The following is a 17,377-nucleotide window of genomic DNA, read 5'->3' on the forward strand; positions in this document are numbered from 1 at the left end:
GTCCCAGGCCACACCGGTCCTGGCAGGCCGTGGGCCCCGTCCCGATGATTGAGGCCATGACTGCAGACCTGAGAACGGTGGCCCTGGTGACCGGGGCGAACAAGGGGCTGGGCCTGGAGACGGTACGCCAGTTGTCGAGCCGTGGCTGGCGCGTGTTCCTGACCGCCCGGGATCGGGAACGGGGCCGGCAGGCCGCGGACTCGCTGGCGGGCCAGGGTCTCGATGTCGCGTTCGTCGAGTTGGACGTCACCTCCGACGATTCCGCCGCGACCGCCGTGAAGAAGGTGGCCGAGCAGACGGACCACCTGGACGTCCTGGTCAACAACGCGGGTGTCGGCGGCCCGCTCATGGATCCGGCCGACATGCACGCCGGCATGCTGCGGCCTTTGTACGAGGCCAACGTGTTCGGTCCGGTACGGGTGACCCACACGTTCCTGCCGCTGCTCCGCCGGTCGGAGCACCCTCGCGTCGTCATGGTCTCCAGCGCTCTGGCCTCCCTGGCCAACGCCGCCGACCCTGCCCGCCCTGAGCACGGTTTCCTGGCCCTGGACTATGCCTCGTCCAAGACCGCGCTCAACATGATCGTGTCCCAGTACGCCCGGGCGCTGCCGACGTTCAAGATCAACGCCGCGGGCCCGGGCAACTCGGCCACCGACATGAACCATCACACGGGCATCCATACGGTGGCCGAAGCAGCGGAGGTGGTCGTCGGGCTGGCTACCCTGGAGCCGGACGGGCCGACCGGCGGCTTCTTCGGCGGCGACGGCCCGATCCCCTGGTAGGAGAAGACATGACCACAATTGTCTCCATCGGTCTGCACCCGAGCGCGATCGACTACACCGCGCTTCCTGGTCTCGACGAGCAGGCCCTCACGGCGCGGATCGCGCAGGGCGACGCGGCCCTGCGTGAGGCGGGGCTCGAAGTGACGTCCTGTCTCGTCGAAGCCGACCCTGAGGCAGCGGAGAAGACTCTGCGCGACTGTCTGGAGTCCTGGCCCTCCTTCGGCGTGGCGATGATCGGGGCCGGCGTGCGGACGATTCCCGAGCACACCCTGCTCTTCGAACGGCTGATCAACGTGCTGGCCGCCGCGGCGCCGGGGATCCGGTTCTGTTTCAACACCTCGCCGGAGACGACGATCGACGCGATCCGTCGCCAGTTGTAGCTGCGGGTCGCCGGGCTCGATGTCGTCCAGAGCTGAGATAGCCGGCGGCTGCTCCGCCGCTACGGCGGCTCTCGGACCTGATCGGCGCGCCGGCCGGTTCCGCGTCCGGGGTGGCCATTCTCATCCCAGCTCAGAAGCGTGCTGCGCGTTCCAGGAGGCTTGCCAGAGCGGCAGGTTCCTGAACGGCCGACACTGGCGGGGCTCCGTCGATGACGAGTGCCGGCACGCCTCGGATTCCCCTCTGGGCGGCGCGGCGTTCATCGGCTCGGACTTCACCGGTGAACGCGTCGCCGGTCAAAAGTTCACCTATGTGGGCGAGATCAAGTCCGGCCTCGACGCCGAGCGCTTGGAGAACGTCCGGATCGGCGATGTCGCGGCCTTCGGTGTGGTAACCGCGAAGGAGACGTTCCAGGACGGCGTCGGCCAGGCCGCAGGTGGCGGCCAGGTGGATCAGGCGGTGTGCGTCGAAAGAGTTGACCGGCCGGGCCCGGTGCAGGTTGAGTTCGAGTCCCTCGGCTGCGCCGAGCGCTTGGATATGGGCTACTCGGGCGCTCGCTCGGGCTGGGTCGTTCTGGTACGTGGCGATCACCTGCGCCGCCGTCAGGCTGGGAATCCGGCTGCCGTCCGGATCCAGTTCGAAACTGCGCCAGACGACGATCGCATCGCTTCGGGCCTTCAGGGCGGCGGCCAGTCGTCTCTTGCCGATGTAGCACCAGGGGCACAGGACGTCGAAGTAGACCTCGACTTGCATGAGCGCTCGGTCCTTTCAGTCGAAGGCTGGGGTGGGCGTCGTGGCCTGTTCGGGCCGGCTCGGTGATTGTGGCGGGGTCGTGCGCCACAGGATCAGGGGCAGCAGGGCGAGCACGATGAGCAGGGGAATCGTGATGAGCGCGTGCACATGAAGGCTGTGGGCGAACGCGTCCCTGGCGGTCTGGGCCAAAGGGATGCCGAGGCTTTCGGGGAGTCGCCGGGCTGCCTGGAGTGCGGCGGGCAACGTCTCCCGGGCGGGTTCGGCGACCTGGGAAGGGACACCGGGAGGCGCATGGCCGATCATGTAGCTGCCGTAGACGCCGGTGGCGATGCTGCCGAGCACGGCGATGCCGAGCGCTCCGCCGAGTTCGGCGCCGGTCTCGGAGATCGCTGAGGCGGCCCCCGCGCGTTCGGGGGGTGCCGCGCCGACGACCAGGTTGGTTCCCAGCGACAGGAACGGGGTCAGCCCGGCGAAGAGAAGGAAGGAGCCGGACACCAGGATGACGGGGTCTGTGTCCACCTGGGTGAGCAGGATGGGACCGATGACGGCGAACGCGGCGCCGGCACTCATGAGGACGGCTGGGCGGATCCGGCCGGTGAGACTGGAGACCAGCAGGGCCACGACGGTACCGGCGACCGCGCTGGGCAACTGCCACAGGCCGGCCTCCAACGGAGACAAGCCGAGCACCAGCTGCAGGTATTGCGAGGTCAGCAGGCTGGTCCCGAACAGCACGATCCCGACCAGCACCATGCCCGTGACGGATACGGCGAAGGCGGGGATGCCGAACAATCCCAGGTCCAAGAGCGGGTCGGCCAGCCGTCGCTGGCGGCGTACGAAGACCGCGCCGATCATCAGGCCCGCGACCAGGACACCGGCGGACGGCAGGGCGAAGCCGCGGACGGCGAGATCCTTGATGCCGAATACGATCGTCAGAGGAGTCAGCAGCGACAGGACCACACTGACCGCGTCCAGCCGCCCGGAAGCCGAAGCGCGAGATTCAGGGATCAGGAAAGGGCCGGTGGCCAGCAGCAGGGCCATGGCCGGAAGGGCGAGCAGGAACACCGCGCCCCACCAGAAGTACTGCAGCAGCACACCGCCGACCAGCGGGCCGAGCGCACCGCCGCCCATGAACGCCATCATCCAGATCGTGATGGCCAGGGTGCGCTGCCGGACATCGAGGAACAGGGCGCGGATCATCGCCAGCGAGGCCGGCGCCAGCGCGGCGGCGGCCACTCCCTGGACGGCCCGTGCCGCGATGAGCGGGCCGGCGCCGGGGGCGTAGGCGGCGATGACGGATGCGCAGGTGAAGGCGACGGCGCCGCCCAGCAGGATCCGGCGGTGCCCGAGACGGTCGCCGAGCGTACCCATCGTGACCAGCGATCCGGCGACCATGAAACCGTAGATGTCGGTGATCCATAGCAGCTGGGGACCGTCGGGTTCCAGTTCGGCGCTCAGGCTCGGCAGCGCCAGATAGAGCACCGACATGTTCATCATGACCAACACGGCGGGGATGCCCAGGACCGCCAAGGCGATCCACTCCCGGACTCCGGCTCTGGGAGAGGGTTCGGGAGACATGTGGGTTCCGAGCTCAGCCACGCGTGTCGCCGGCGGGGATGAGCAAGGTCTTGCCGGTGGTGGTCCGCGACTCGATCGCTCGATGCGCGGCGGCTGCCGACTCGAGCGGGAAGGTCTGGCCGATGACCGGCCGCAATCTCCCGGCGGCCGCGAGGTTCAGCGCGTCGGCGATGAGCGCGCGGGTCTGGGCCGGGGTCGGCGCGGCGGTGAGGCCGATGACGCCGATGGAGCGTGCCCGGAGCCGGCCTTCGTCGAGCTCGGCGTCGGCGCCGCTGGCCATTCCGTAGATGCTCACGCGTCCGCCTTCACGTAGCGCCCCGATCGCCTCGGTGCCGATCCGTCCGCCGACCCCGTCGAAGACGAGATCGAGTCCGACGCCGCCGGTCGCCTTCATCACCCGATCCAGCCAGTCAGGCCGGGAGTAGTCGACGTAGGAGGCCGCGCCCAGCGAGGTGACCAGCTCGGCCTTGCCGGCGCCTCGGGCGGCGCCGATCACGTGGGCATCCGCGGCGGCGGCGAGTTGCACCAGCAGGCTGCCGACACCTCCTCCCGCGGCCTCCACGAGAACCCGCTCCGACGGCTTGATCTCCGCCTGCCGGGACAGCAGCAGCGCCGTACGCCCGTCGGCCAGCAACGCGACCGCGTCCTTCAGCTCCAGACCCTCGGGAACCGGAACCGCATCCCGCGCCCGTGCCAGCGCCAGCTCGGCGTAACCGCCCTCGCCGCCGGTGGTGGTGACCACGACCGTCCCCACCAGGGCCGGGTCCACGTCCGGTCCGGCGGCGACGATGCGACCGCCCACGCCATTGCCGGGTATGCGGGGTAGCGCGGGCCTGCCGAACGGCCCGTTGCCCGAGCGCACCTGCGTCTCGACGAACGTGATGCTCGCGTACGCCACCGCGACGAGCACCTGCCCCGGCCCTGGCACGGGATCTTCGACCTGCCGGATCCGCAAGACCTCCGGGCCGCCGAACTCTTCCATCACCACAGCTCGCATGGCTCCTCCAAACGGACAGATTCGCTTCGTTTGGGAAAGCTATAACGGAGTGAATCGCTTCGCAAGGCGACTACAGTGAGCGCATGGCACGCAAAGCTCCCCGGCACGCAGAAGCCGAACGCAACGACCACGCCCTTCTGGAGGCCGCCAAGAAGGTCCTGGCCGTGGACGGAGCGCACGCGTCGGTGGCGACGATCGCCGCACGCGCCGGAGTCGGCATCGCCAGCCTCTATCGCCGCTACCGTTCCAAGGACGAGCTGTTCCAGCACCTGTGCGCGCTGTCCCTCGACCAGTGGATCTCGGCCGCCGAACGCGGCCTGCAGCATGACGACCCCTGGGAAGGGCTCGCCCACTACATCGGCGCCTGCGTGGAGTTCAGCGGCGGCTCCCTCGGGCCGCTGGCCGGCACGATCGCCGTCACCGACGAGATGGCCGCCAAGTTCACCAGGTCCGAGGAGCTGATGCGAGACCTGGTGGACCGCGCGCATGCTGCTGGAGTGCTCCGATCGGACGCCACGGCCATGGACATCTCGCTACTGATCGAACAACTCGGCAAGTCCCCCCTGATCGAACAGCTCGACCGGCAGGGCCGCGCCGACCTGATCGAGGCAGCCCACAACGCCCGAAAGCGTACGATCGCCATCGCTCTCGACGGCCTGCGCCCCCGCCACCCCCAACTGCCCGGGACCGCGCCCTCCCCCGCCCTCCTCGCTGAACGCTGGGAGCACACCCCCACAGACTCGACGAGGCCGCCAGAACGGTCATAGATCAAGAGGGTCGGTGGACACAAAGGCATGGCCTGCGCCGTGGCGGGAGAGGCCCCACAGTTCGGCGTCAGGCTGTCCTGGACCAGGGACCAGTTTGTCTGCGGCACACCTGACATGGTCGAGGTCGGCTTCGAGCTCGACCAGCACCTGAGCCGCCGCACTCGCACCATGCCGGACGAGCCCGAGCAGGAGGTGCTCAGTGCCGATGCGGTCGAATGCTCATGCGGGTTCGTCGAGTTTGCGGGCGATGTCCTCCAGGGCGGACAGGTCGGCGGGTGAGAGCCGGTCGATGACGTGGCGGCGGACCGATTCCAGGTGGGCAGGGGCGGCGTCCTCCAGCGTCTCCAAGCCGTGCTCGGTGAGGACGAGATAGCAGCCCCGGCCGTCGTCCGGGTCGGGTTCGCGGCGCAGCAGGCCGCGGGCCTCCATGCGGGTGGCGTGGCGGGACAGGCGGCTGCGCGACCAGCCCATCTTGGTGGCCTGCTCGCCCAGCGTGCTGGTGCGGCCTGGCCGTTCGGAGAGGGTGCTGAGCACCTCGTAGTCCGGCTCGGACAGGCCGAGCGCGGCCAGGTCGTGGGCGGTGCGGGTCTGGATCGCGATCATCATGCGGCGCAGGGCGCGCCAGGCGCGTTCCTCGTCGGCGTCGAGCCAGCGCACCGCCTCATGAACTCGCTTCGTTGACATGTAAACAAGATACCAGCTACGTTCGTTTACATGTCAACGAAACCTCTGCGGATCGTGATTCTCATCTGCAGCACCCGCCCCGGCGCCCTCGGCCCGGCCATCGGCCAATGGCTCACCGACACCATCACCCCAAGGGCCGACGAACTGGGCGCGGAACTCCTGCCGGTCTCCCTCGCCGACCTCGCCCTGCCCTTCCTCGACGAGGAGGACGTACCCGCCTCCGGCCGCTACCGGCACCAGCACACCCAGCGATGGAGCGCGACGGTCGAGGCCGCGGACGGCTTCATCGCCGTCACCCCCGAGTACAACTACGGCATGCCCGCCGCCTTCAAGAACGCCCTCGACTACCTCGGCCACGAATGGGCGTGGAAGCCGATGGGGTTCGTCAGCTACGGCAACACCTCGGCGGGCACCCGATCGGTCCAGCACGCCAGGCAGGTCGTGACCACACTGCGGCTGGTGCCACTGGGCGCCACGCTCGCCCTGCGCATCGCGGACACGATCGCCGACGGACGGCTGCGCCCCGACACCGGCCGTGAGCAAGTCGCCATCGGAGTCCTCGACGAACTCGTCCGCCTCGCCCACGCCCTGCGGCCCATGCGCGAGCGATCCCACCCGGCATCACGGACAACGCCACTGCCCGGCACCTACACGAGAGCACTGACCCCCGACGACGCCGCCGACGTGCTGGTGCTCCAGCGCTGCTGCTGGGTCGAGGAGGCCCTGGCCAACGACACCCTGGCCATCCCCGCCCTTCAGGAGTCGCTCCAGCAGGTGCGCGCATGGCTGGCCACCTGGCAGGCCACCGGCCTGTGGAGGGACGGCCGCCTCCTCGGCATGGTACGCACTCGTCGCATCGACGACGACTGGCACGTGGGCCGCCTCGCCGTCGTCCCCGACCTGCGCGGCCAGGGCGTCGGACGCCGGCTGCTGCACGAGGCCGAAGCCGCACGCGACGTCGGCTGCCGCCGCATCGTGCTGTCCACCGGAGCCCGGAGCCAGCGCAACATCAGCCTCTACCACTCCCAGGGGTACCGCACCGAGTCGTCCGACGGCGCGACGGCCACTCTCGTCAAGCCCGTGCTCGCCGACGGCGCTGCCGGCGTACGGGCTCAAGCGCAGGGCCACGTACAAGCAGACGTGCAGGGATGATCGAGGCGTCGGTCGTGGTGTCGAGAGTTCGTGATCGTGGAGCCTGGCGAGGTGGTTGCTGATCACCTCGATGGGGGCGGGTCACGGTGGTGCTCGGTGACACCTCCAGCCACGGCCCGCGGCCGAGCCGGTGCTGATGACGAATCGCATCGGTCCGACAAGGTCGGGGTCAGTGGGGCCGAGCCTCGGATTCGACCTCGTCACGTGGCCGTTCGACCAGAGGAAGCAGCCAGATGGACGCCTTGCCGAGCGGCACCGCGTGATGGTTGGGCGGCGCTTGGCCCCCTGTCCGTCGAGGATGATCAGCCACGTGTGCCCCGGCTTGCTCTCAAGGATCCTGCGCATCTCGACCGTCACCCGGTCTGCTGATGATGCTCGGCGAGCATGGCCGCTCACGGTGATTCGAGAAACCGTCTGGTCTCCGGGCCTGCGAAGGCGTACCCAGGAGACTGCGCGTCCAGGTACTTGAGGACTCGGATGATCACACATTCTCGGATCATGTTCGACGGATCGTCACACGTGAGGAGCGCTTCCGTGACTGCATAGCAGCGTTCGAGCACCGGGACGTCCGCTTTGGAGACGGCAGGCTCGAACACCTCCCACCAGAAAACCTCGGACATCAACCCGTACACGTTGTCGAGGAACGGCTCACGGTCGTGATCGGCGGCGTCCGCGATCTCCCTCGCTTCCCATGCAGCCAGAACCGGCCGAGCCTCGGGCAGCTCCGACCGGAGGAACTCGCGCAGCGTCGCAACACCAACCATGGCGTGAAGCTACCTGATCAGACCTGGCCGAACTGGTACGCATGCCTGGCGGCCCGAGCCGGACGGCACCCCGTAGTCCGGTCAAAGGGCAACTTGAGTTGAGTGAGCGGGTCATCGCTCGGATCCGCACCATCGCCGCCCAGCTGGGGCTTCCTCACCTGGCCGAGCATCTGGGCGCCTTCGTCGCCCAGGCCGATGAGGCTCAGATGGAATGCGCCGTCCGGGAGGAGCTCAGTCCGAGCTGGATGCCCGAAAGGTCCGCGACCTGGCCACCCGAGGCCAGGGCCGATACTCCGCTGCTGGGCGGGCAGGCCCCACATCGCCGTCGCGCTGGCGGTCGCGGCCTGCGGGGCTGGTTTCAGCGTCTACTTCACCACGCCGGTTGACATTGGTCCGGCAGCTCAAAGCCGCCGATGCCATCAGCCGTCCGGACTCCAAGCTGCGCACCTCCTCCGCCCTCAGATCCTGGTGCTGGACGAGGTCGGATACCTCCCGCCGGCCCGCGACGAGGCCAGGTACGGCCTGCTGCAAACGCGGCTGCTGCCCTGGAAGGAAATCGAAGAGGACGGCTGGCACACCACCAGTGACCTGCTCATCCAGCAATACGTTCTCTTCCCCGACCGTGGCTGGATCCTGCTGGGCGGGGTCGTCCGGGCGCCCCGGCCGCCTGCGGCCACGGACGCGTACATGCTGACGTGGGCTGAGGACGCGCTCGGCTTGGCCGATCCTCCGGCATGGCTGCCCGGACCGGAACATGACGGCACGTGGTACGCAGCCCTGCCCGACAAGAAGCCCTAGGGCGTAGGCCGTCGCCCGGGCGGCAGAAACAGCGGAACAGCCTCTGAGAGTTCTTGCACGTCAAGGAGTACGCCGACAGGCGCCGCCGGGGTTCCCGGCTCAGGCGCGTGGGCCGGCGCCGTGCAGCAGGGTGTCGATGATACGGGCGGCGAGGGTGTCCGGGTCGGCGCCGCCCGCGTTGCCGTGCAGGGTTTCACCGATCAGCGCGTAGTAGACCCGGCGCACCCAGTCGAGGTCGGCCGCCTGGTCGATGAGCCCCGCGTCCTGGGCCCGCTTCAGCACGGCGGTGCAACTGCGGGCGATGTCCTGGTGGAGGGCGGCGGCCTCGCTGCCGGGATCCGCCGGCAGCCCCAGCGCGAACGCCCAGGCGCTCTTGACCTGAAGCACGTTGGCGGTGATCCGGTGCATCGCCACCAGCGGCGGCGCGGTGTCCGGCCGGCCGTCGTCGATCGCCTGGGCGAGCTGACGGGCCGCGGACGAGGCCAGCGCGTCGATCAGCGCCTGCCGGTTGGCGAACCGCCGGTGAATGGTCGTGCGGGCCACTCCCGCGGCTGCGGCGATCTGCTCCATGGAGGCGCCGGGCTCCTGGGCGAGCACCCGCTCGGCGGCCTCCAGGATCGCGCGCACGCTGCGCTCCGCGTCCGCCCGCAACGATCGTGCTGCCGTCTCGCCCATCACGCCTCCCGCTCGACCACTTGTCCAGCTGCACACTACATCGCTGATGCAGACATCTCATTATCTGCATCAGCTATGTTGCATTTAGACCGATTGCTGATACGTTCTCGTTCCAGTTGCCGCCGCCTCGGGCGGCCCCATCGGAGGAGAACCACGTGCACAGCACCGCCCTCATCACCGGAGCGTCGTCCGGCCTCGGCGCGGAGTTCGCCGCCCAGCTCGCCGCCCAGGGCCACGACGTGATCCTCTTGGCGCGCTCCGGCGACCGGCTCGCCGCCCTCGCCCAGCGCCTGACCGCCGAGCACGGCATCCGTGCCCATGTGCTGGTCCAGGACCTCGCCGAGCCGGACGCCGCCCTCCGCGTCGCCGACCAGCTGGCCACCCGCGGCCTGACCGTGGACCTCCTGGTCAACAACGCCGGCTTCGGCACCTGCGGCCGCTTCGAGGAGATCCCCGCAGCCCGCGACCATGACCAGCTGATGGTCAACGTCGTCGCACTCGTCGACCTCACCCACGAGGTGCTGCCCGGCATGCTGGAGCGCGGGCGCGGCGCGATCGTCAACGTCGCCTCGAACGCCGCCTTCCAGCCCTCCCCGTACTTCGCCGTCTACGGCGCGGCCAAGACCTTCGTGCTGAACTTCGGCCTCGCTCTGCGGCAGGAGTACCGCGGGCGCGGCATCCGCGTGCTCACCCTGTGCCCCGGCCCGGTCGAGACCGCCTTCTTCGACACCATCGGCACCCGCAACGCGGCCGTCACCGGCTCCATGACCACCCCGGAGCCCGTCGTCCGTGCCGCCCTGCGTGCGCTGGAGCGGGACCGCGGCTACGTCGCCCCCGGATTCGGCAACGCCCTCACCGCGCACCTGACCCCCCGCCGCCCCCGGACCCTGGTCGCCGCCATCGCCGAACGCATCACCCGCAAGGTCCTCACCCCCTCGGCCGACGCCCCTCGACGGGAGTGTCAACTTAACTTTTACAGCCCCTGAACAACCACCTAGGGCCGTTCTTGAAACGGCTGGCAGTTAGTTGACGGGATCCCGTCTGATCGTCGAGATCAGGAGGGATCTTGTTGTTTCGAGGGTTTCCGAATCGGATTCGTTCTTTGTGGAGCCGGTACCACCATCTTTGTGATCTTCCGAGTAGCAAACCGAGGGGTACGCCTTCCGCGGGGGGTGTTCCTTACCCCGGTTCGGGGGCGTGCGAGATGGGATGGTGAGGTCCGCGCTGCCTAAATTTGCCGCATGAATCGTCAGACTCGATGGGCAATGCTCGCTGCCGGAACCGCGCTCTCAGCCGTGGCCGCGCACGGTCGATGGGAAGTGGCCGGCGCGGCATGGGGCTATCTGATCCTGTTATTACGGTACTCCCGCACAAGCCGGCCTCTACCGGCAATGGGAGGCATCGCACTCGCTACCATGGTGGCCACCACATTCTGGCTCTACGAGAGCGGGCTGCCAGTATTCAGCCCAGTCTTGGCGCTCTCCCTGGTCATGGCGCTGGCGGGCGTGGTGCCGTACGTTCTGGACCGTCTGATCGCGGCGCGCTTGCCCGGCGCGTGGGCCACGCTGGTCTTCCCCGCGGGGGTGGTCAGCGTGGAGTACGCGCTCGCGAGCCTCAGCCCGGTCGGCAACATCCTGAGTTCGCTGGCCGCCACTCAGCACGACAACCTCCCGTTGCTGCAGGTCGTCTCGGTGACCGGTGGCTACGGGGTCAGCTTCCTCATCGCATGGTTCGCCGCCGTCTGCAATCACCTCTGGCAGGACGGCTTCGCCTGGCGGCGGGTGGCACCCTTCGGAGCCGTGCTCGCGCTGGTGCTTGCCGGAGGAAGCCTGCGGTTGGCATTCGCGGCGCCCGCTGGTGAAACCGTACGGGTGGCTGGGGTCAGCCCTGCGCGATCGGTCCTGGAGACGTCCAACAGGGCCTTGAACGGTTACCCCTCGCCAGAACAGCTTGCCGGCGCCGACCCCGACATGGTTCGGCGGGTATTCGCTCCTGTCAATGACTCCCTGCTGGCTGCCACCGAACGGGAGGCCAAAGCCGGAGCCAAGATCGTGGTCTGGCCGGAGGCGGGTGGTGCGGCACGCGAGGCCGACAGGCAGCGGCTGATCGACGAGATCGCCGCGATCGCCGCCAGGACAGGCAGCTATGTGAACGCGGGATTGATCGTGATCACGGGCGCGCCGCCGTACATGCGCAACGAGACTGTCCTCGTCGATCCGAGGGGGCAGGCCCGATGGACGTATGAGAAGGCCCGCCCGGTGCCGGGCCTGGATCCGTTCAACCCCGGCGACGGCAGGGTGCCGACCGCGGACACGCCGTTCGGCCGCCTGGCCAACGTCATCTGTTTCGACGCCGACTTCCCCGCGCTGATGAGGCAGGCCGGGGATGTGGATGTGATGTTGGTGCCGTCGAACGACTGGTACGGCTTCGGCGCCGCGCATACGGAGAAGGCAGGCATCCGGGCGGTGGAGAACGGGTACTCGCTGGTTCGTCAGGCGAGCAACGGCCTGGCCGCGGTCTTCGATCCCCACGGCCGAACGCTCACCTCGGCGGACTACTTCACGACCACGCAGCAGACGATGATCGCGCATGTGCCTGTTGCCGGTAGTCCGACGGTATATGCGCGGGTCGGTGATGTGTTCGCCTGGCTCTGTCTCGCGGCAATGGCCGCCCTCGGGGTCGCGGCCATGCGCGCCAAGCGGCTGACCGTCTCCCCATCCGGGAAACGATCAGAGCGAACTCGGGAAGCGATCTTCTAAGCACCTCCTTCCTCCCAGGATGGACCCACTCGTGAACACCCCACCCAGGTCAAAGGCCGCTTCCAGGGCTTTGGAAGCGGCCTCTTGCATTGCTGAGTGACAAACTGAGTGACTACGCCTTACGCGGAGTGGCTGCGGCTTCCCAGCCGTCGTATTCGGCGTCGTGCTGAGCCGCGAGGGTGTCGAAGAGGTTGCCCGTGTCGCGCACGAAGTCCGGTGAGATCACCGCGTTTGCTTCACAGGTCACCGGCCAACTGTCCGGCGACTTCGGAGATGGCTTTCCGACCTCGGCGCGTAAGCCGTAGCCGGCGGTGCCGGCGCCCTTGGCGACGCTCTGAGCGGCGTCGAGCGTGGGAGCGTACAGGTAGAAGATGACATGGCGAGGTTGTTCAAGATCGGCCCCTGCCTTGACGAGCTGATCCAACACCATCAAGTCCTTGTACTTGATCCCAAGCTGGGGTGACCGCTCTTCGAGATCCACGTGCTCGCGCTTCTTTCTCCGAAACGGCCACATGTGACATTTTTCGTATTCTTGTTCGGCTTGGCGATCAGGACTTTACTCGGGGAAGAGCTCATCCGTGGCCTCCGCTCCTTCGAGGAGTACCGGGCGCAGCTGCTTGCGGTAGACGGTCTCAGTCACCGAGGTGTTGCGGTGGCCGACCAGGCGTGAGATGGCTTCGATCGGCATGCCGGAGTCCGAGAGCAGCGAGACGAGCCGACCCGGGCCGGACGGCTGGGTGGCGTACGGGCGCGCGACCGTCCGGTCGGCCGTCACTTGTATCTCACCCAGCCGGAACTGCCCCGCTCTCGTAGGCTGCGCCGATCGTCTCGAAAGGAACGCCCCCGGATCTTGGAGCCGCTCCGCTGCTGACGTGCGTGAAAGGCCCTCTCGGTTATCCGGCGTCGCAGAGCCGTGCCGCGTATGTGCCACGGGCGATCATGGTCTGATCACGCTCGCCTTTGCGGCTGGAGTGATCACTTCGCGGGGCAGAACAGCGATTTGAGGGCGTTGGTGATGCGCGACGGTACGGTGCTGCGCTCGTCGTTGTCCATGGCCAGGGTCAGGGATACGGCGAACTGCAGACGGCCGTCGGAGGAGGTAATGGTCGCGGCGGTGAAGCCGGGGGCGCTGCCTCCGCCCCCGGCGGCGAACTCGGGGTTGCCGGCGCACGGGGTGCCCGCAGGCGGCGGCGTCTGGCCGGGCGGCGGGTCGGTGATCAGCTTGCTCAGGGACGCCGGCAGGAGCTTGTTCTGGCGGAAGGCGCGCTGGAAGACGCTCATCTCGCGCGTGGTGGAGATCACGCCGCCGGCACCGAGCATGCTGGTGGCGTTCATCATCTTGTCGACATCGCGCATCGTGCCCGTCTCGTCCGGGGCGTAGCCGTGCCCGTGCGGGCCCTTGATACCCTGGCCCGCCTTCGTGGGCAGGTAGGTATGGCGCATGCCGAGCGGGGCGAAGAGCCTGCGGTTGAGTTCGGCCGCCAGTGACCTTCCGGACAATTTCTCGATGATCATGCCGAGCAGGATGTAGTTGCTGTTGGAGTAGTTGAAGGTCCCGACTTCCACGGGCCGGGCGTTCTTGCGTGCGGCCGCCAGCAGGTCGGTCGGGCGATAGTTACGCGTGGGGTCGGAGGTGTCCGGGCCGATGTAGTCGGGGATGCCCGAGGTCAGCTGGATCAGGTTGCGGACCGTGATCTCGTCGGCCCGCTCCACCAGGTCCTTCTCCGCCACTTCGGGCAGGACCTCGCTAAGTTTGTCGTCCACGCTCAGCTTGCCTTCCCTGACCAGTTGCAGGACCGCGGTGGCGGTCATGGCCTTGGTCTGCGAGCCGATCCAGTAGCGGGCGCTCGCAGGGATCGCGCCGCCCTTGCCGTCGAGCAGGCGGGAGCCGGCTGAGCCCTTCCCGACCCGCTTGCCGTCCACGTACACCTCGCCGATGGCTCCCACCACGTGGCCCGTCTTCACCAAGTCTTCCATCGCCTTCTGCACATTCCCGACCTTGACGGGGGCGGCAGCTGTCGAGGCGGTGGCGGGCGGGGCCCCGCTCAAGACCAGCGCCGCGCAGGCCAGCGAGGCTGCGCCAGTGAACGTCGCTTGACGCAGAATCATGAAGTCTCCCGCTTCCAGGTTCGAATACTCGGCTGTCGAGCCACAAGTTCTAACGAGGGCGGTGTTTCCTCGGCGTTTCCGTGCAGGGCCAGGTGGCTCTGCCGACCGTCCCCGCCGTGGTCTTCTGCACGACGGTCCGTCCGCCGAAGCCGGCTGACCGCAGCAGGGCCGGCGAGTTCACGGCGTCGAACCCGGGCGCAGGCGGACCGTCCTTGAGCGCCACCCATTCCGGGTGGCGACCCTTGAGCGCGAGGGCTTCGTCCAGAGACTCAGCGAGAACGATGGAAGCGAGCGTCCATCCGGCCATGATCGCGCATGACCGACAGGGACCGCCTGCCCGGCGCAATGTCCGCGCCGGCCACTGTCACTCCGCGGTCGTCGTCGGTGGCGGAGCCATCGGGGCGAGGCCGAGGCCGGCGAGCGCCGCCGCGCCGCGCTCGGCATGCTCCCCGCCGGCGAGCACCATGGTCCGTGCGGACTGGTAGCGGCAGCCGGCGGCGTCGAACGCGTTCGCGGTGGCGAGCAGCGCCTCCTGGTCGCCGTACAGCAGGGCTTCGGCTCGCTCCACGATGGCGGCGCAGACCGGGTTGCCGGCCACGACGGCCCGCGCCTCGGCCACCCGGTCGCGAGCGGCGGGGCTCCCGTCGAGCACGGCGGCCTCGGCACGCAACGCGACATACCAGTGGTGCCAGATCCAGGTCACCCACTTCCACACCTGCCTGGGCTCGGGGCCCATCCGCCGCAGAGCCTCCCCTGCCTGCCCGCGGTGCAGGAGGAGCATCGCGTCGAAGACCGCCCCGTAGCCGTGGAAATACTCCGGCGGGGCGCCGAGCTGGCTCAGGACCTGCTGCCATTCGCGCCGGGCCTCATGGTCGCCGCGAAGGCCGTGGATCATCGCCACACCGGCCACCGCCGGGCCGAGCCCCGATCGGGCGGGGCTGCCCGCACCCCGCCACGCGCTGAGGAGCAGGATGCTGCCGGTGAGCACCTCACCGGCGTCGCCCGCCAGCGCGTCGACCATCAGCGGCGCGCGGTGGCCGACCTCCGCCAGCGACGGATGTCCGGCGAGCCGACGGGCCCAGCGTCGGGCGCCCGGCAGGTCGCCCACGCCGAGTTCGGCCTCGGTGACCATGCCGAGCGCGTCGATCAGCTCCAGGGTGCCGGTCGGCGAGACGGGCACCGACGACAGGAGCTCGATCCGGCGCCGGGCGGTGGCCGCGGCGGCGAACGTCTCGCCGGCCCAGCTCTGAGCGGAGGCGAGCGCGTCGAGCGCGGCCGACTCGGCGAGCGGGTCGCCGGTCCGGCGGGCGAGCTCGACCGCCCGCCCGGCGTAGGCCATCGTCTCCTGTACGGCATTGCCGGGCGGCCCCTGGACGGCGCCGAACGCGTCGGCGAGCACCGCGGCCTCGGCCAGGGCGACCGCGGCCTGCGCGGCCGGATCGCCGCCCGCCAGTCCCCGTGCCTCGACGATCAGCGCGAGTGCCTCCTCCCCCGAAGGGTGCCGTACGAACTTGGGCGAGAACCGGAACGCGACGGTGGCGGCGGTCGCCAGGTCGGCGGCGGCGCCGACGGTGTCGCCGGCCCTGCGGGCGGCCTCCGCGGCCGCGCGGTGAAGGCGGTACATGTCATCGCCGACCGTCCGGCAGCCGGCGACGGCCGCGGCGTGCCGGAGCATCGACGCGCTGTCGGCGGGGTCGATCGCGAGTTCGGCCGCCTGCTCGTAGTGCCGCTGCGACTCCCCGACCAGATGACGGGTGAAGGTCAGCTCCGCCAGGTGCCGGGCCAGCTCGTAGGCGTCCTCGCGCAGCTCCGGCCGGCCGGCCGCCCACGCCAGGGCCGCGCGGAGGTCGTCGGCCACCAGGTCGAACCGGGCCCGCCAGTCCGGTCGTGCCGACGTCAGGGCGGCGGCCTTGGCCAGGCACCAGCGAAGGTGCCGGGACCGGACCTCGGCCAGCTCACCGGCCTCGGCGAGCCGTTCGGTCCCGTACTGGCGGATGGTCTCCAGCGCCCGGTACTCCGTACCGCCGGGGGAGGGCGTCACCACCAGCAGGCTCTGCTCGGCGAGCCGGGCCAGCAGGTCGACGACCAGACCTTCCTCCGTCCCGGTCACCTCCGCCGCCGCGGCCGCGGTGAACGGCGCCGCGAACACCGACACCCGGCGCAGCAGCGCCCGGTCGGCCGGATCCAGCAGGGCATGGCTCCAGTCCAGCGCCGCCCGCACCGAACGGTGCCGCTCGTCGGCACGGGAGCCGCCGGTGAGCATCCGCAGCGGGTGGGACAGGGCGGCGGTGATGCCGTCCAGCCCGAGCATGGGATATCGGGCGGCGGCCAGCTCGATCGCCAGCGCCATCCCGTCCAGCCGCTCACAGATCGCGGCGACCTGCCCGCGCAGCGGAGGGTCGAGCGGCCATCCGACGGCCGCCGCCCGCTCCATGAACAACGCGACCGCGTCGGAGTCGCCGCCGGCGGCCAGCGACAGCGGCGGAACCGGGTACACCCGCTCGAACGGCACCATCAGCCGGGCCCTGCTGGTCGCCAGCACCGTCACCGCGGGACAGGCCGCCAGCAGCCGCTCAAGGAACGGCGCCACACCGTCCACCACGTGCTCACAGTTGTCCAGCACCAGCAGGACGTGCCGGTCGGCCAGCGCGGCGACCACGGACGCGGTCATGTCGCGGCCGGGCCGTTCGCCGAGGCCGAGCGCCCCGGCGACGGCGGTCGCGACCAGGTCGGGATCGGTGACCGGGACCAGGTCGACGAACCACACCCCGTCGGCGTACTCGCCGGCCGCCCGCGCGGCCACCGCCAGCGCGAGCCGGGTCTTGCCCACTCCGCCGGGGCCGGTCGCGGTCACCTGGCGGTGCGCCCTGATCTTCTCGGCCAGCTCGGCCCGCTCGCTCACCCGGCCGACGAACGAGGTCAGCGTGGCCGGCAGCACCAGCGCGGAACGAGACGTACCCGCGCCGGCCAGCTCGGGGGCGCGCCGGGCCAGGGCACGCCGGTCCGGCACTTCCAGCTTGCGCAGCAGCGAGGAGACATGGCTCTCCACGGTACGTATCGAGATGACCAGACGGGCCGCGATCTCGGCGTTGCTGAGATGGGCTCCGACCAGTTCCAGCACCTCGGCTTCCCGAGGTGAGATCTCCACCGCTGTCCCCACTGCGCCAGTTTGCCGCATTCCTGC

At 69.6% G+C, this 17,377-nt stretch carries 18 protein-coding genes and 1 pseudogene; 7 read left to right on the plus strand and 12 right to left on the minus strand.

The genetic code is table 11. The features are described from left to right. Positions 1 to 56 precede the first annotated feature (56 nt). Positions 57 to 782, plus strand: a complete 726-nt coding sequence (locus BMW85_RS42495; protein WP_091093042.1) for an SDR family oxidoreductase — start codon at positions 57 to 59, stop codon at positions 780 to 782. Positions 783 to 790: 8 nt separating this feature from the next. Continuing rightward, positions 791 to 1,162: a hypothetical protein gene (locus tag BMW85_RS42500; protein ID WP_091093043.1), complete on the plus strand. Its 372-nt coding sequence runs from the start codon at positions 791 to 793 to the stop codon at positions 1,160 to 1,162. A 130-nt stretch (positions 1,163 to 1,292) separates the two neighbouring features. Here BMW85_RS42500 and BMW85_RS42505 read toward each other — a convergent pair whose 3' ends face one another. The 3 genes from BMW85_RS42505 to BMW85_RS42515 all read right to left on the minus strand — a co-directional run bounded on the left by BMW85_RS42505 (position 1,293) and on the right by BMW85_RS42515 (position 4,485). Further along, entirely contained in the window at positions 1,293 to 1,913 is a 621-nt protein-coding gene (locus tag BMW85_RS42505; protein WP_091093045.1) for a DsbA family oxidoreductase, read from the minus strand. 15 nt (positions 1,914 to 1,928) lie between these two features. Next, entirely contained in the window at positions 1,929 to 3,440 is a 1,512-nt protein-coding gene (locus BMW85_RS42510) for an MFS transporter (protein WP_245775393.1), read from the minus strand. A gap of 61 nt (positions 3,441 to 3,501) precedes the next feature. After that, on the minus strand, positions 3,502 to 4,485 hold the full coding sequence (locus BMW85_RS42515) for a zinc-binding dehydrogenase (protein WP_091093049.1): 984 nt from the start codon (positions 4,483 to 4,485) through the stop codon (positions 3,502 to 3,504). A gap of 83 nt (positions 4,486 to 4,568) precedes the next feature. On the opposite strand from BMW85_RS42515, the gene BMW85_RS42520 reads away from it, so the two are divergent. After that, the gene (locus tag BMW85_RS42520; RefSeq protein ID WP_091093051.1) at positions 4,569 to 5,252 is read left to right on the plus strand and encodes a TetR/AcrR family transcriptional regulator; all 684 of its coding nucleotides are present in this window, start codon (positions 4,569 to 4,571) and stop codon (positions 5,250 to 5,252) included. Positions 5,253 to 5,359: 107 nt separating this feature from the next. Here the strand turns inward: BMW85_RS42520 and BMW85_RS52695 are convergent. Continuing rightward, positions 5,360 to 5,459: pseudogene (locus BMW85_RS52695) on the minus strand (Clp protease N-terminal domain-containing protein); the annotation flags it as partial. A gap of 12 nt (positions 5,460 to 5,471) precedes the next feature. Further along, on the minus strand, positions 5,472 to 5,936 hold the full coding sequence (locus BMW85_RS42530) for a MarR family winged helix-turn-helix transcriptional regulator (protein WP_091093054.1): 465 nt from the start codon (positions 5,934 to 5,936) through the stop codon (positions 5,472 to 5,474). 30 nt (positions 5,937 to 5,966) lie between these two features. On the opposite strand from BMW85_RS42530, the gene BMW85_RS42535 reads away from it, so the two are divergent. Next, complete coding sequence (locus BMW85_RS42535) at positions 5,967 to 7,088, plus strand: bifunctional NAD(P)H-dependent oxidoreductase/GNAT family N-acetyltransferase (RefSeq protein ID WP_091093056.1); 1,122 nt, start codon at positions 5,967 to 5,969, stop codon at positions 7,086 to 7,088. A 392-nt stretch (positions 7,089 to 7,480) separates the two neighbouring features. Here the strand turns inward: BMW85_RS42535 and BMW85_RS42540 are convergent, their stop codons facing one another. Beyond that, on the minus strand, positions 7,481 to 7,852 hold the full coding sequence (locus tag BMW85_RS42540; protein ID WP_091093057.1) for a hypothetical protein: 372 nt from the start codon (positions 7,850 to 7,852) through the stop codon (positions 7,481 to 7,483). A 195-nt stretch (positions 7,853 to 8,047) separates the two neighbouring features. On the opposite strand from BMW85_RS42540, the gene BMW85_RS52205 reads away from it, so the two are divergent. After that, entirely contained in the window at positions 8,048 to 8,650 is a 603-nt protein-coding gene (locus BMW85_RS52205) for an ATP-binding protein (protein ID WP_091093059.1), read from the plus strand. Positions 8,651 to 8,749: 99 nt separating this feature from the next. Here the strand turns inward: BMW85_RS52205 and BMW85_RS42550 are convergent, their stop codons facing one another. Further along, positions 8,750 to 9,325: a TetR/AcrR family transcriptional regulator gene (locus tag BMW85_RS42550; protein WP_177241163.1), complete on the minus strand. Its 576-nt coding sequence runs from the start codon at positions 9,323 to 9,325 to the stop codon at positions 8,750 to 8,752. A gap of 155 nt (positions 9,326 to 9,480) precedes the next feature. Here BMW85_RS42550 and BMW85_RS42555 point away from each other — a divergent pair, with 155 nt between their 5' ends. Further along, complete coding sequence (locus BMW85_RS42555; protein WP_091093062.1) at positions 9,481 to 10,311, plus strand: SDR family NAD(P)-dependent oxidoreductase; 831 nt, start codon at positions 9,481 to 9,483, stop codon at positions 10,309 to 10,311. 255 nt (positions 10,312 to 10,566) lie between these two features. Then, complete coding sequence (locus BMW85_RS42560) at positions 10,567 to 12,084, plus strand: apolipoprotein N-acyltransferase (protein WP_091093064.1); 1,518 nt, start codon at positions 10,567 to 10,569, stop codon at positions 12,082 to 12,084. Positions 12,085 to 12,196: 112 nt separating this feature from the next. On the opposite strand, the gene BMW85_RS42565 is transcribed toward BMW85_RS42560, so the two are convergent. The 5 genes from BMW85_RS42565 to BMW85_RS42585 all read right to left on the minus strand — a co-directional run bounded on the left by BMW85_RS42565 (position 12,197) and on the right by BMW85_RS42585 (position 17,341). After that, positions 12,197 to 12,565: a ribonuclease E inhibitor RraB gene (locus BMW85_RS42565; protein ID WP_177241164.1), complete on the minus strand. Its 369-nt coding sequence runs from the start codon at positions 12,563 to 12,565 to the stop codon at positions 12,197 to 12,199. Between the two features lie 75 nt (positions 12,566 to 12,640). Next, a complete protein-coding gene (locus BMW85_RS42570) occupies positions 12,641 to 12,859 on the minus strand; it encodes a hypothetical protein (RefSeq protein ID WP_218156188.1) in 219 nt (72 codons plus the stop codon). Positions 12,860 to 13,059: 200 nt separating this feature from the next. Beyond that, positions 13,060 to 14,193, minus strand: coding sequence for a serine hydrolase domain-containing protein (locus BMW85_RS42575; RefSeq protein ID WP_091093068.1), 1,134 nt, complete (start codon positions 14,191 to 14,193; stop codon positions 13,060 to 13,062). A 49-nt stretch (positions 14,194 to 14,242) separates the two neighbouring features. Beyond that, complete coding sequence (locus BMW85_RS52700) at positions 14,243 to 14,500, minus strand: 2-phosphosulfolactate phosphatase (protein ID WP_218156178.1); 258 nt, start codon at positions 14,498 to 14,500, stop codon at positions 14,243 to 14,245. 57 nt (positions 14,501 to 14,557) lie between these two features. After that, positions 14,558 to 17,341 carry an ATP-binding protein gene (locus BMW85_RS42585; protein ID WP_245775395.1) on the minus strand — a complete coding sequence of 928 codons (2,784 nt, stop codon included), beginning with the start codon at positions 17,339 to 17,341 and terminating at the stop codon, positions 14,558 to 14,560. Positions 17,342 to 17,377 lie beyond the last annotated feature (36 nt).

The sequence above is a fragment of the Nonomuraea wenchangensis genome, assembly GCF_900111685.1.
GTDB classification, from domain to species: Bacteria; Actinomycetota; Actinomycetes; order Streptosporangiales; family Streptosporangiaceae; genus Nonomuraea; species Nonomuraea wenchangensis.

Coding starts and splice junctions, on each gene's coding strand:
- BMW85_RS42495 (WP_091093042.1), top strand. CDS start 57: ATGACTGCAGACCTGAGAACGGTGGCCCTGGTGACCGGGGCGAACAAG.
- BMW85_RS42500 (WP_091093043.1), top strand. CDS start 791: ATGACCACAATTGTCTCCATCGGTCTGCACCCGAGCGCGATCGACTAC.
- BMW85_RS42505 (WP_091093045.1), bottom strand. CDS start 1,913: ATGCAAGTCGAGGTCTACTTCGACGTCCTGTGCCCCTGGTGCTACATC.
- BMW85_RS42515 (WP_091093049.1), bottom strand. CDS start 4,485: ATGCGAGCTGTGGTGATGGAAGAGTTCGGCGGCCCGGAGGTCTTGCGG.
- BMW85_RS42520 (WP_091093051.1), top strand. CDS start 4,569: ATGGCACGCAAAGCTCCCCGGCACGCAGAAGCCGAACGCAACGACCAC.
- BMW85_RS42530 (WP_091093054.1), bottom strand. CDS start 5,936: ATGTCAACGAAGCGAGTTCATGAGGCGGTGCGCTGGCTCGACGCCGAC.
- BMW85_RS42535 (WP_091093056.1), top strand. CDS start 5,967: ATGTCAACGAAACCTCTGCGGATCGTGATTCTCATCTGCAGCACCCGC.
- BMW85_RS42540 (WP_091093057.1), bottom strand. CDS start 7,852: ATGGTTGGTGTTGCGACGCTGCGCGAGTTCCTCCGGTCGGAGCTGCCC.
- BMW85_RS52205 (WP_091093059.1), top strand. CDS start 8,048: ATGAGGCTCAGATGGAATGCGCCGTCCGGGAGGAGCTCAGTCCGAGCT.
- BMW85_RS42550 (WP_177241163.1), bottom strand. CDS start 9,325: ATGGGCGAGACGGCAGCACGATCGTTGCGGGCGGACGCGGAGCGCAGC.
- BMW85_RS42560 (WP_091093064.1), top strand. CDS start 10,567: ATGAATCGTCAGACTCGATGGGCAATGCTCGCTGCCGGAACCGCGCTC.
- BMW85_RS42575 (WP_091093068.1), bottom strand. CDS start 14,193: ATGATTCTGCGTCAAGCGACGTTCACTGGCGCAGCCTCGCTGGCCTGC.
- BMW85_RS52700 (WP_218156178.1), bottom strand. CDS start 14,500: ATGGCCGGATGGACGCTCGCTTCCATCGTTCTCGCTGAGTCTCTGGAC.